Origin of the sequence: Methylobacterium sp. J-090 (assembly GCF_022829345.1) — a bacterium.
Taxonomy (GTDB): Bacteria; Pseudomonadota; Alphaproteobacteria; order Rhizobiales; family Beijerinckiaceae; genus Methylobacterium.
In genome coordinates this window covers 226866-239309 of sequence record NZ_JAKSXV010000098.1, presented here as the reverse complement: position 1 = coordinate 239309, position 12444 = coordinate 226866, and the positions used below count along the sequence as shown (strand labels likewise).

Below are 12444 nucleotides of genomic sequence, written 5' to 3'. Positions count from 1 at the left end.
AGGATGCGGTTTTGGCCCTCGGCGCGAGACTTGAGAAGACGACCAGGGCGCCCGGACTGACGCTCGCCGGTGAACACCTCACCCTCGACCTATGCGGCGGCCTGTGGCTGGCCGCGCATCGCACCCTCGTCGTATCCGATCTCCATCTGGAGAAAGGCTCGGCCTTTGCCGCGCGCTCGGGCCAGTTCCTGCCGCCCTACGATACCCGCGAGACCCTGGCCTGCCTGCACGAGGTGGTGGCCCGCCTCGATCCGGCCCGCGTGGTCGCGCTCGGTGATTCGTTTCACGATGCGCGCGGGCCCGACCGGATGGAGCCCGGCGATCGGGCCATGGTGGCGGCGCTTCAGGAAGGACGCGACTGGGTCTGGATCGCGGGCAACCACGATCATGCCGTCACCGAAGGGGTGGGCGGACGCTATGCCGAGACCCTGACCCTGGGCGGCCTGACCCTGCGGCACGAACCGAGCCCGGATGCCGTCGAGGGCGAGGTCTCCGGCCACCTGCATCCCTGCGGCAAGGTCGCCATGCGGGGCCGCGCCGTGCGCCGCCGCTGCTTCGTTACCGATGGCCGCCGCCTCATCATGCCGGCCTTCGGTGCCTATGCGGGTGGGCTCAACGTGCGCCACCCGGTGTTCGAGCCGCTGTTTCCGGCGGGCTTCACCGCGCACCTCCTGGGGGACGGGCGCGTCTTCGCCATCGGTCGGGCGATGCTGGCGAAGGATTAGCGGCCTTCGTCGGTGGCCTGCCTGCCTTCAGGCCGCGACGAGGAGGGAGGTGCCCGCCACCGCCGACAGCACCAGCCGCAGCCGCCCGAGCCACACGGGCACGAGGCCGCGGCGAGGCAGGTCCTGGTCGATGAAGCCCCAGGCCAGGACGAGGCAGCCGAGCATCCGCAGGTCCCAGGGGGCCGGGACCGCGAGGGCCGCCCAGGCCAGGAGCGAGGGCACGATGGCGATGGCGTAGTCGGCCCCGCCACCGCCGCGCGCTGCGGCCGCTCCCCAGCGAATGCCGCCGAGGAAAGAGGCGACCACCGCGCCGTAGGTCGAGAGCACGGTGCGGGGGCTCAACCCGATGGTGCTCAGGCCCGCATCACCGCCGCTGACCGACAGGAAGGCGAAGCCGAGGAACGGGATCAGGCCGGCGATCCCGAGAATCAGGGCCGCCGGCGGTACCGTCGTCACGCGCGCCATCGGCTCTCCGCTCGTCCCTGGATTCACGTTCCTGCCGGCCCACGCCGTCAGGAAGGAATCGCTCCCTATCAAACGCCTCGGCGCGTCCGGGGAAAGGCGGCACATACCCGCAGCGCGGCAAGCCCGCCCCGGGTCGAGAGTCGACTTCGCGGTTTCAGCCTCGACGGGGCGGTGCCGTGGTCGGGACCGGCGGCGTCGCACCCAGCAGGCTCATGGTCCGAGGGGCGGTAGGGGGTGCCGGCGGCTCGTTATGGGCCGGATCGGGAGCCTTGGCCCTGAATGCGGCGACAAGGCCGCGCGCCGTGGCGAGATCCTTCGGCTCGAGCTTGGCGGCGACGTCGTCGCGCTTCTTGGCGGCATCGGCATCACCCTGTGCGCCCGCAGCCGAGAACCACAGGTAGGATTGCACGAGGTCCTGTTGCACGCCGAGGCCGCGGGCGTAGAGCACCGCGAGATTGTACTGGCTGTCGCGCAGGCCGTACTCGGCCGCACGCCGAAACCACTGCCCGGCCGCGGCGTAGTCCGGTTTGCCCGACGCCATGGGATTCTCGGCGTGGATCACCGCGAGATTGTGCATGGCGCGGGCGTTGCCCTGCTCGGCCGCGCGTCCGTACCACAGCTTGGCCTGGCCTAGGTCGCGGGGGACGCCGAGGCCTTTCTCGTGGATGCCGCCGAGCTTGTACTGGGCCGGCGCGTAGCCGGCCTGCGCGAGCCTGTCGTAGAGCTTGCGCGACAGGGACAGGTCCCGCGCCACGCCGCGTCCATCGGCGGAGCGGGCAGCGAGGTCGTAGATGGCCGCGCCATCTCCTTCCAGGGCTGCCTGACGTAAGGGGGCGAGCGTCTCGGGTACGGCGGCGAGATCCCCCGAAAGGCCGGCCATCTCGGAGACCTGCGGGACCCCTCGGACGGCGCCGACCTTCGTGGTCTCGGCCTTTGAGGGCTCGGTTTTGGTGGTCTCGAGCTTGCCAGCCGCGGGTTTGGCGGCCTCGTCCCGGGCGCCGGCCGACTCGGCGAGGGACTGGGTCGTGACCGGATCGGGCGGGGACGAGGCGGTCGCCGGCTGGTCTGCCCTGGAGGTCTCCGGCGCGGTCACCGCGACGGTCTCGTTGACCGGACGGCTCGTGCCGATGGCCTGAAGGGCGCCGAGCGCCAGGATGATGGCGGCGAGCCCCAGCAGCAGGGGCTTGCGGCGGCGGTCGAGTTCGGCGCGCAGGCGGGCGAGCCGGCCGGCCGCCAGCCCCGATGCGGGGGCCTCGCCACGGACGGGCGCCGTGTCGGGATGACGCCCGTTCAGGCTCGACGCGTTGCCGGTGGCTTCCGCCTGCGCCACCTGGGCCGCGCGCCGGGCGGCGGCGATGAAGCTCGTCTTGATGTCGCCGTCGAGAGCCGCGGAGGCGTGGGTATCCGCGTCGTCCCGAAGCGGCTCGCGGCCGGGGCGCCGGGCGCCGGGCTCCAAGGGAAGGTCGCCGAGGGCGGCGTCGGGGCGCGGCCGCTCGACCTGCGGTCCGGCGCGGCGGCCGGCCGCCTTGATCGCCGGCTTGATCGCGGGCTTGGGCGAGGGGTTGAGCGAAGGGTCGGCCAGCGGCATCCCGGCTGCGCCGAGGGCGCGTTCCGTCGCCGCCCGCATCTCGGGCGGCCCGGTCACGGTCTCCGTCGAGACGAACCGCCCGGCGATGCGCTCGAGGACCGTATGGACCCCGGTCAGGGTCGATTGCAGGCGCTTCTCGGAAGCCGCCTGCTGATCGCGCAAGTCGGCGAGGCCGGCCTGGAGTCGGCCGAGGTCAGCCCCGCCCACGGTCTCGGCCATGGCGTGACGGGCGGCCCGCTCGGCGAGGGGCGCTTCCTCCCGCAGGGCGGAGACCTGGGCGAGGAGATCGCCCATGGTGCGCTCGAGACCGACGAGGGCCGGGTCGGCGTCGCGGGTGTCGATGCGGGCGGCGAGCGCCAGGACCTGATGCTCGAGGGCGTCGAGCCCCTCGGCGGACACGGTGTCTGACGTGCCCATGCGATCGACCTTGACGGACAGGTCGTGCAGCATGCCGTGGATGGCGGCGAGATCGCCGTCCGGCACCATCGGCCGGCGCAGGGTCGCACCGAGGCCTTCCAGGCGCTCGATGAGGTCGCCCACGGGATTGATGTGGACGCGGTCCACCTTCTCGGACAGGGCATCGATCCGATGGATGATGGCGGCCGAATCAGGACCATCCGGCACGGCGGAGCCGTCGCGCAGGGCGTCGAGCTTGGCCGCCATGGCGTCGATCCGGGCTTCGAGGCCGGCCTGGGCGGGGCGATCCAGGCTCGCCCGGATGTCCTCCAGCAGCGGACGCAGGGACGCCAGATTCGCCTGGGCGCCGGCCCCGGTCTGGAGGCGCGCAATCTCGGCGCTGATCGCGGCGACGCCGGAGGTCAGGATTTCGATGCGCTCTGGCGCCGCCAAACCGGCGATGGCTCCGCGGATGTCCTGCAATTCGCGAAACAGACCGTCGAGCGCCTCGCGATCGGCGAAGGCCTCGGGGCCGCTGCGCAGGACGGCATCGACCCGCGCGCCGAGGCTTTCCAGATCGGCGGCGAGCCGGACCTGGACCTCCCGCGCTGTGTCGCCGCACAGGCGATCGACCTCGGCACGAATTCGGTCGAGGGGGGCCGTCACGGCGGAGAGATCGGCCTGGGCCGGGGAGCCCTCGACGCCCGTGGCGAGGGCGTGCATCGCCTGCTCCAGGGCACCGACCTCGCGGCCCGTGGCCAGACCGTCGAGGGAGGCGCGCAGGCGGCTGGTCTCGCTGCGCAGATCGCCGATGACCGTCGCGGCGGGCGCCGCATGCGCGTCGAGTTCGCGCTGGCGCTGACGGATCTCGCTTACGGCGTCACGGACTTCGACGGCGGCCGAACGGCCCCGGCGCCCGATGGGTCGGGGCGCTGTGATCTGCTCGCCGAGTTCGGCCATCCGCCGCTCGAGTTCGGCGAGGGTGCGGGCGGCCGCGGCCTGCGCGGCCGTGTGCTCCCCGGCGATTCTGTCGTCGATGGCATCGAGGCGTTGCATCATCTGCGCGAGGGCCTGCGCCATCGGGTCCGGCATCGCGGTCGCCGGCGCCGTCGCGCGCGCGGGTTCTGGGGCCGGACGGGCTTCCTCGGCCGCGACCGCCGGCGCCGCATCAGGGATCTTCGGCTGTGGCTGCGCCTTCGCCCCGGACGACGTCTCGCGCGCCGTGTTCGCAGGGGCCTTGCGGGACGTGCTCGACGGGGTCTTTCGGGGCGGTTCGGTGACTTCGTCCGGGGTGACGATGGAGGCGATCCAGGTCTCGACGGGAACGCCGGCCCGCCGGGCCACGTCGCGCGCGGCATCGAGGATGTCCGGATCGAAGCCGTCGAGGTCGATGGGGGCGGAGCGGGTCATCGTCAAACCTGATTGGGCGAGGTCCGGTCTCGATGCACGGCGCCGAACCCCAGCAGACGACGGCTCGGGTCGATGTCGGATCGTCTGACCCGACCTTTAACTTTCTTGGTAAAGAGCAGGTTAACCGGACAAAAATTCCGATTTTCGGTTCTGGCACCAGCGGCATCCGGTTTCGCACCGGCGCCCCCTTTTCGGTTCGGCCGAGATAGTTTAGATATGAACCATCCAAGGAGCGGTGCCGTGATCCGGATAGGAGCGCGAGGGCCGCCCGGCCGTGGGAAGGACGCTGAGAAATGCCGAGCTACAAGGCGCCGGTCGAGGACGTTCTGTTTCTGCTGAACGACGTGCTCGGGTTTCAACGCTACAGCAATCTCCGGGGCTTCGCCGATGCGTCGCCCGACGTGGTCGAGGCCGTGCTGACCGAGGGCGCCAAGCTCGCCGAGGAAGTCCTGGCTCCCCTCAACGCCGTCGGCGATCGCGAGGGCTGCACCCGTGGAGCGGACGGCAGCGTCGCCACGCCGAAGGGCTTCAAGGCCGGCTACGACACCTACGCGAGGGGCGGCTGGATGGGGTTGTCGGTGCCGGAGGAATTCGGCGGCCAGGGCCTGCCCCACACCTTGAACACGGCGATCTCCGAGTTCGTCTCGGGCGCCAACCTGGCGCTCGGCATGTATCCGGGCCTGACCCAGGGCGCGATGGCGGCGCTCCTCGTCCACGGCTCGGACGAACAGAAGACCACTTACCTGCCGAAGATGGTCAAGGGCGCCTGGACCGGGACCATGAACCTCACCGAGCCGCATTGCGGCACGGATCTGGGTCTGCTCAAGACCAAGGCGGTGCCCAACGGTGACGGCTCCTACAGCCTCACCGGCACCAAGATCTTCATCTCGGCGGGCGAGCACGACCTCTCCGAGAACATCGTCCACCTCGTCATCGCCCGCATCGAGGGTGCTCCGGCGGGCACCAAAGGTATTTCGCTCTTTGTGGTGCCGAAGTTCCTCGTGAATGCGGACGGGTCGGTGGGGGCTCGTAATGGGGTGTCCTGCGGCTCCCTCGAGCACAAGATGGGCATCCACGGCAATTCTACCTGCGTCATGAACTACGACGGCGCCACGGGCTGGCTCGTCGGACAGGAGAATCGCGGCCTCGCCGCCATGTTCGTGATGATGAACGAGGCACGCCTCGCGGTGGGCGTCCAGGGCCTCGGCCAGTCCGAGGTCGCCTATCAGAACGCCTTGGCCTACGCCAAGGACCGGCTCCAGGGCCGGTCGCTCACCGGCGCCAAGGCCCCCGACAAGGTGGCCGATCCGATCATCGTCCACCCGGACGTGCGCCGCACCCTCATGGGCATCCGCGCCTTCAACGAGGCCGGCCGCGCCCTGGTGCTGTGGACCGCCCTTCAGGCCGATATCGGCCACCGCTCCGAGGATGCGGCCGAACGGCAGCGGGCCGAGGACCACATGGGCCTGATGACCCCGGTGGTGAAGGGCGTCCTCACCGACCGGGGCTTCGCCAACGCGGTGGAGGCCCAGCAGCTCTTCGGTGGCCACGGCTACATCGAGGAATGGGGCATGTCGCAGTTCGTGCGCGATGCCCGCATCGCCATGATCTACGAGGGCGCCAACGGCATCCAGGCCATGGACCTCATCGGCCGCAAGCTGCCGAAGGACGGCGGCCGCGCGATGATGGGCTTCCTCGCGGAGGTCCAGAGCTTCCTTAAGGACCATGGCGAAGACGACGCGATGAAGCCGTTCACCGGGCCGCTCCAGGCCGGACTGAACGATCTCCAGGGCGCCACGATGTGGTTCATGCAGAACGCCTTCTCGAAGCCCGATAACGCGGGCGCCGGCGCCACCGACTATATGCATCTCCTCGGCCTCGTCGCCATGGGCTACATGTGGGCGCGTATCGCCAAGGCGGCGCTGGCGAAGAAGGCCGAGGCCGCGTCCGACCGCATGGCCGACAAGCTCGTCGTCGGGCGGTTCTACATGGAGCGTCTGCTGCCCGAGACGGCGATGCGCTTGGTGCGGATCAAGGCCGGTTCGGAGACGACCATGGCGCTTGCCGCCGAGGCGTTTTAGACCGGACGCCGCCAAGGGCCGAGTGCGCGCGGAGTTCCCCTCCCCCGAGGGCGGCCCGCGCCGGATCGGCCAGGCATGGGATCGTATCGACGGACCCGCACGGGGTTCGTGTCGTTCTGCCGCCCGGCCTTTCGCGAAGGTCTGGGAATCCGGAGAAGAGAAATGCCCGAGGCCTACATCTACGATCATGTCCGCACCCCGCGCGGTCGCGGCAAGCCCGACGGGTCGCTGCACGAGGTGACGGCCCTGCGGCTGGCGGAGGTGGCGCTTCGCGCCCTCAAGGACCGCAACGGTCTCGACACCAGGCGGGTCGACGACGTGATCCTCGGCTGCGTCGATCCCATCGGCGAGGCCGGCGGCGACATCGCCCGGGCCGCCGCCCTGGTGGCCGATTACGGCACCCACGTCCCCGGTGTGCAGATCAACCGGTTCTGCGCCTCCGGCCTCGACGCGGTGAACTTCGCGGCCGCCCAGGTCATGGCCGGCCAGCACGACATGACCATCGGCGGCGGCGTCGAATCCATGAGCCGCGTCGGCCTCGGCGCCTCGGGCGGGGCCTGGCCCGTGGACCCGGCCATCGCCATCAAGTCGTGGTTCATGCCGCAAGGGGTTTCGGCCGACCTCATCGCCACGAAGTACGGGTTCTCCCGCGCCGATTGCGACGCCTACGCCGTCGAGTCGCAGAAGCGTTCCGCCGCCGCATGGGCCGAGGGGCGGTTCAGCGACGCCGTGGTGCCCGTGCGCGACATCAACGGGATCACGCTGCTGGCCACCGACGAGCACATGCGGCCCGCGACCGACATGCAGTCCCTCGGCCAGCTCAAGGCGTCCTTCGTCCAGATGGGCCAGATGGGCGGCTTCGATGCCGTGGCCATCGACGCCCACCCGGATGTCGAGACCGTGGATCACGTCCACCATGCCGGCAACTCGTCGGGCATCGTCGACGGTGCCGCCGCCGTGCTCATCGGGTCGCGGGAGGCCGGCACCGCCGCCGGGCTGAAGCCGCGCGCGCGCATCCAGGCGTTCGCCAATATCGGCTCCGACCCGGCCCTGATGCTCACGGGGCCCGTCGACGTCACCCGCAAGGTGCTGGCGCGCTCGGGGCTCAGCCTGTCGGACATCGACCTGTTCGAGGTCAACGAGGCCTTCGCCGCCGTGGTCCTGCGCTTCCAGCAGGCGTTCAACCTCGACCCGGCCCGGGTCAACGTCTGCGGCGGCGCCATCGCCATGGGCCATCCGCTCGGCGCCACCGGAGCGATGATCCTCGGGACTGTCCTCGACGAGCTGGAGCGAACCGGCAAGGAGCGCGCCCTCGTCACCCTCTGCATCGGCGCGGGCATGGGCACGGCGACGATCATCGAGCGGGTTTGAGACGGGGCCACGGGGCGACAAACCCTTCGAAACACTGGTAGACGGCGGCGCCCGTCGCGTTTTCGCGATGGGGCTCAGCCCATAAGAACCGGGAGAAACGCCACGATGACGCGCCTGCTCGCCACACTGTGCCTGACTACCGCCCTGTGCCTGCCGCTCACGGCCCGCGCGGACGACGCCTCCGACCGTGTTGGCGTCGCGAAGGACCTCGTGCAGAAGACCCTGATCAAGAACCTCGAGACCGGCTTCACCGGCGCCCTTGAGAAGACCGTCGCGTCGATGCCCGAGGACAAGGCCGAGGCCGTGCGCAAGGAGGTGCGGGCCGAGTTCGACAAGCAGCGCGAGGTGATGATCGACGGCCTGTCGAAGGCCTACGCGGAAAAGTTCACCCTCGACGAGCTCAAGCACCTCAGCGGCATCTACGACGACAAGACCTACCAGAAGTTCCAGGCGGTCAATGCCGACCCGGCCTCCAGCGTCACGGCGATCTCGCAGGCCTCGGTGACGAAGCTCCTCAACATGCTCGCCATCGCCCAGGCCGGGGACAGCAAGGCTGGTGCCCCCCCGATGCCGATGCCGGCGCGCTAGGACGCGTCCGCCCCCGTGCCGGCCTCGCCCGTGTTCGAGATCCTGCACCGCTTCGGCCGCCCGGATCGGGTCTTTCCGATCCGGAGGGGTGGATCAGGCGACCAGAGCCTGGGCGAACGCGGCGTGCGCCGGGAAGCCGGCCACGGCCGGGAGATGTTCGAGATGTGGCCGAGCGAAGTGGTAGCCCTGGAACAGCGTCGCGCCGAGGCCGCGCAGGGTCGCGAACTCGGCTTCCGTCTCGATTCCCTCGGCGATCACCGCAAGGCCGAGGTTTCGCGCGATCCCGATGAGGCCGCCGACGATGGTCTGCCGGCGGTGGTCGGCGTCGATGCCGCGCAGCAGGTCCATGTCGATCTTGATGAGGTCCGGCTGGAAGTTCGCCAGCAGGCTCAGACCGGCGAAGCCCGCGCCGAAATCGTCGAGCGCCGTGAGGAAGCCCTGCTTGCGGTACTCGGCGACGATGCGCGTGACATGCGCCGTGTCGCGGAACTTCTCGTTCTCCGTGAACTCGAACATGATGCGGTCGTGCGCGAAGCCGGCCCGGCGCGCCGCCTCAAGGGACGAGCGGATGCAGGCCGCCGGCTCGTAGACCGCGTTCGGCATGAAGTTGATGGACAGCTTGGTCCGGTCGTCCGTCGGGAACAGGCGACCGGCCAGCTCGATCGCCTTGACCCGCGCGGCCTGATCGAAGCGGTACACGGTTTCGGGCGTCACGCGGTCGAGGATGGAGCCGGCGGATTCGCCGCCCGTGCCGCGGACCAGGGCCTCGTAACCCCAGACGCGCTCCGTCACGATGTCGAGGATCGGCTGGAACGCCATGGTGAAAGTGAAGTCGAGTTCGGCGCCCTCGCGGCAGCCTCGACAGCCGATCTGTCCGAGCATCGTGTTTCCCTAGGCGCTCAATCTGTACGCTCGCCGACAAGGCTGCACAGATAAAACTTACATCCCATTAAGGGCGCCCCATCATGGGCCCGCTCCGCCAACCCGAGGATCAGCGATGGATCTCATCAATTTCCGCCTCGAGACCGATGCCGATGGGATCGCGCTGGCGACCTGGGACATGCCGGGGCGCTCCATGAACGTCTTCACCAACGCGGTGATGGACGAACTGCACGCGGTCATCGACGCGGTAGTGGCCGACCCCGCCGTCAAGGGCTGCGTCATCACCTCGGGTAAGGACAATTTCTCCGGCGGCGCCGACCTCACCATGCTCCAGGGCCTCGGCCGCGCCTTCGAGGCGCTGAAGGCCGAGCGCGGCGAGGAGGAGGCCATGCGCCACTTCTTTGAGGAATCGCGCAAGCTGACGCTGCTGTTCCGCAAGCTCGAGACCTGCGGCAAGCCCTTCGCTGCGGCCGTGAACGGCATCTGCCTCGGCGGTGCCTTCGAGCTCGCCCTCTCGTGTCACCATCGGGTGCTGTCGGATGACCCCAAGACCCGCGTCGGCCTGCCCGAGATCAAGGTCGGCCTATTCCCGGGCGCCGGCGGCACCCAGCGCGTGCCCCGCCTGATGCAGACGGGCGACGCCCTTCAGATGCTGTTCAAGGGCGAGCAGATCCGGCCCCTCATGGCGAAGAACATGGGCCTCGTGCACGAGGTGGCCCCGAAGGATGAGATCGTCGCCAAGGCCAAGGCCTGGATCCTCGGCGGCGGCTCGGCCGTGGCGCCCTGGGACGTGCCGAAGTTCAAGGCCCCGTCGGGCAAGGTCTATTCGCCCGCCGGCATGATGACCTGGCCGCCGGCCAACGCCATCTACCGCCGCGAGACCCATGACAACTACCCCGCCGCCAAGGCGATCCTGGGCGCGGTCTACGAGGGATTGCAGCTCCCCATGGACCTCGCCCTCCGGGTCGAGAGCCGGTACTTCGCCATGATACTGCGCTCGACGGAAGCGGCGGCGATGATCCGCACCCTGTTCCTGTCCATGGGCGAGCTGAACAAGGGCGCGCGCCGGCCGAAGGGCGTGGCGCCGACCTCCGTGCGCCGCGTCGGCGTCGTCGGCGCCGGCTTCATGGGCGCGGGCGTCGCCTACGTCTCGGCCAATGCCGGCCTCGACGTGGTGCTCGTCGACCAGTCCGTGGAAGCGGCCGAGAAGGGCAAGGCCTACGCCCACAAGCTCGTCACCGACCAGATCAACAAGGGCCGCGCCAAGACCGCCGACCGCGACGCGCTCCTGGCCCGCATCGCCACGAGTGCGGACTACGCCGCCCTCTCCGACTGCGATCTCGTCATCGAAGCGGTGTTCGAGGACCCGGCGGTGAAGGCCGAGGTCATCGGCAAGGTCGAGGCCGCAATCCGCCCGGACGCGATCTTCGCCTCCAACACCTCGACGCTCCCCATCACCGGCCTCGCCAAGACCTCAAGCCGCCCGGAGAATTTCGTCGGCATCCACTTCTTCTCTCCCGTGGAGAAGATGATGCTCGTCGAGATCATCAAGGGCGACCAGACCGGCGACACGGCACTCGCCACCGCCCTCGACTTCGTCCGTGCCATCAAGAAGACCCCCATCGTTGTCAACGACGCGCGCGGGTTCTTCGCCAACCGCTGTGTCGGAGCCTACCTGCTCGAAGGTCACACCATGCTCAACGAGGGCATCCCGGCGGCGATGATCGAGAATGCCGGGCGTCAAGCCGGCATGCCGGTTGGGCCGCTGTCTCTCACCGACGAGGTCGCGGTCGACCTCGCGTTGAAGATCGTCAAGGCGACGGAGGCGCAGCTCGGTACCGGCGCCATCGATCCGGCGCAGAAGGCGCTCCTCACGACCCTGGTGGAGGGCGAGGGCCGGCTCGGGCGCAAGAACAAGCGCGGCTTCTACGACTATCCCGAGGGTGCGCCGAAGCGCCTGTGGCCCGGCCTCAAGGACCTGCAGGCGACCCGCGTCGATCCGGACGACGTGGACTTCACGGAGCTGAAGCAGCGCCTCCTCGTAGTCCAGGCCCTGGAGGCGGCCCGCACCGTCGGCGAGGGCGTCGTCACCGATCCGCGCGAGGCCGATGTCGGCTCGATCCTCGGCTTCGGCTTCGCGCCGTTCACGGGCGGCGCCCTGTCCTACATCGACTTCATGGGCGCCAAGGCCTTCGTCGCCCTTGCCCAGGGCCTGGAGGCCAAGCACGGACCGCGCTTCGCCGTGCCGCGCAATCTCCTCGCCATGGCGGAGCGGGAGGGCACGTTCTACGGCGATGCGGCGGCCCGCAAGGCGGCGTGAGGTTCGCAAGGGGACGTGCGCGACGGCGCATGCCCCCTCGACGGGCCGGCGTCACACCTCAATGGAGGCACCGCGCCGCAGATGCTCGTCGAGCCGCGGCATGATCTCGACGAAGTTGCAAGGGCGGTGCCGATAGTCGAGCTGGGCGGCGAGGATGCCGTCCCAGGCGTCGCGGCAGGCGCCCGGCGAGCCCGGCAGGACGAAGACGTAGGTGGCATTCACCACCCCAGCCGTGGCGCGTGACTGCAGGGTCGAGGTGCCGATCTTGTCGTAGGAAATCCGGTGGAACACCGCCGAGAATCCGTCCATCCGCTTCTCGAACAGGGGCTCGATGGCCTCGGGCGTGACGTCGCGGCCGGTAAAGCCCGTGCCGCCCGTGGTGAGGACCACGTCCACCGCCGGATCGCGCGACCACGCCTCCACCTGCCCGCGAATCTGGTCGACCTCGTCCGGCACCACGGCGCGGGCGGCCAGCGTATGGCCGGCCGCAATCAGCCGATCCCTCAGGGTGTCGCCCGAGCGATCCTCCTCCAGCGAGCGCGTGTCCGACACCGTCAGCACCGCGATGGCGAGGGGGACGAAGCTGCGGGTCTTGTCGGATGCGACCATGGCGTTCGT

9 protein-coding genes are annotated in these 12444 nt (G+C 69.8%); 5 read left to right on the top strand and 4 right to left on the bottom strand.

The window, feature by feature from the left end; genetic code table 11:
* Positions 1-11: 11 nt before the first annotated feature.
* Positions 12-725 (top strand): ligase-associated DNA damage response endonuclease PdeM, encoded by a 714-nt coding sequence (pdeM, locus tag MKK49_RS20635; protein WP_244031716.1) that lies wholly within the window; start codon positions 12-14, stop codon positions 723-725.
* 27 nt (positions 726-752) lie between these two features.
* On the opposite strand, the gene MKK49_RS20630 is transcribed toward pdeM, so the two are convergent.
* The gene (locus tag MKK49_RS20630; protein WP_244031715.1) at positions 753-1190 is read right to left on the bottom strand and encodes a DUF3429 domain-containing protein; all 438 of its coding nucleotides are present in this window, start codon (positions 1188-1190) and stop codon (positions 753-755) included.
* A gap of 154 nt (positions 1191-1344) precedes the next feature.
* Positions 1345-4584 (bottom strand): tetratricopeptide repeat protein, encoded by a 3240-nt coding sequence (locus tag MKK49_RS20625; protein ID WP_244031714.1) that lies wholly within the window; start codon positions 4582-4584, stop codon positions 1345-1347.
* 293 nt (positions 4585-4877) lie between these two features.
* On the opposite strand from MKK49_RS20625, the gene MKK49_RS20620 reads away from it, so the two are divergent.
* The 3 genes from MKK49_RS20620 to MKK49_RS20610 all read left to right on the top strand — a co-directional run bounded on the left by MKK49_RS20620 (position 4878) and on the right by MKK49_RS20610 (position 8624).
* Entirely contained in the window at positions 4878-6665 is a 1788-nt protein-coding gene (locus MKK49_RS20620; protein WP_244031713.1) for an acyl-CoA dehydrogenase C-terminal domain-containing protein, read from the top strand.
* A 162-nt stretch (positions 6666-6827) separates the two neighbouring features.
* The gene (locus tag MKK49_RS20615) at positions 6828-8036 is read left to right on the top strand and encodes an acetyl-CoA C-acetyltransferase (protein ID WP_244031712.1); all 1209 of its coding nucleotides are present in this window, start codon (positions 6828-6830) and stop codon (positions 8034-8036) included.
* 105 nt (positions 8037-8141) lie between these two features.
* Positions 8142-8624 carry a hypothetical protein gene (locus MKK49_RS20610; RefSeq protein WP_244031711.1) on the top strand — a complete coding sequence of 161 codons (483 nt, stop codon included), beginning with the start codon at positions 8142-8144 and terminating at the stop codon, positions 8622-8624.
* Between the two features lie 93 nt (positions 8625-8717).
* Here the strand turns inward: MKK49_RS20610 and MKK49_RS20605 are convergent, their stop codons facing one another.
* A complete protein-coding gene (locus MKK49_RS20605) occupies positions 8718-9506 on the bottom strand; it encodes an EAL domain-containing protein (protein ID WP_244031710.1) in 789 nt (262 codons plus the stop codon).
* 115 nt (positions 9507-9621) lie between these two features.
* On the opposite strand from MKK49_RS20605, the gene MKK49_RS20600 reads away from it, so the two are divergent.
* Positions 9622-11826, top strand: coding sequence for a 3-hydroxyacyl-CoA dehydrogenase NAD-binding domain-containing protein (locus MKK49_RS20600; protein WP_244031708.1), 2205 nt, complete (start codon positions 9622-9624; stop codon positions 11824-11826).
* A gap of 51 nt (positions 11827-11877) precedes the next feature.
* Here the strand turns inward: MKK49_RS20600 and moaB are convergent, their stop codons facing one another.
* A complete protein-coding gene (gene moaB, locus MKK49_RS20595) occupies positions 11878-12435 on the bottom strand; it encodes a molybdenum cofactor biosynthesis protein B (RefSeq protein WP_244031706.1) in 558 nt (185 codons plus the stop codon).
* Positions 12436-12444: the final 9 nt, after the last annotated feature.

Bases quoted from the DNA above. Each gene is read 5' to 3' on its own strand.
- MKK49_RS20630 (WP_244031715.1), bottom strand. From the start codon at position 1,190: ATGGCGCGCGTGACGACGGTACCGCCGGCGGCCCTGATTCTCGGGATC.
- MKK49_RS20625 (WP_244031714.1), bottom strand. From the start codon at position 4,584: ATGACCCGCTCCGCCCCCATCGACCTCGACGGCTTCGATCCGGACATC.
- MKK49_RS20620 (WP_244031713.1), top strand. From the start codon at position 4,878: ATGCCGAGCTACAAGGCGCCGGTCGAGGACGTTCTGTTTCTGCTGAAC.
- MKK49_RS20615 (WP_244031712.1), top strand. From the start codon at position 6,828: ATGCCCGAGGCCTACATCTACGATCATGTCCGCACCCCGCGCGGTCGC.
- MKK49_RS20610 (WP_244031711.1), top strand. From the start codon at position 8,142: ATGACGCGCCTGCTCGCCACACTGTGCCTGACTACCGCCCTGTGCCTG.
- MKK49_RS20605 (WP_244031710.1), bottom strand. From the start codon at position 9,506: ATGCTCGGACAGATCGGCTGTCGAGGCTGCCGCGAGGGCGCCGAACTC.
- MKK49_RS20600 (WP_244031708.1), top strand. From the start codon at position 9,622: ATGGATCTCATCAATTTCCGCCTCGAGACCGATGCCGATGGGATCGCG.
- moaB (WP_244031706.1), bottom strand. From the start codon at position 12,435: ATGGTCGCATCCGACAAGACCCGCAGCTTCGTCCCCCTCGCCATCGCG.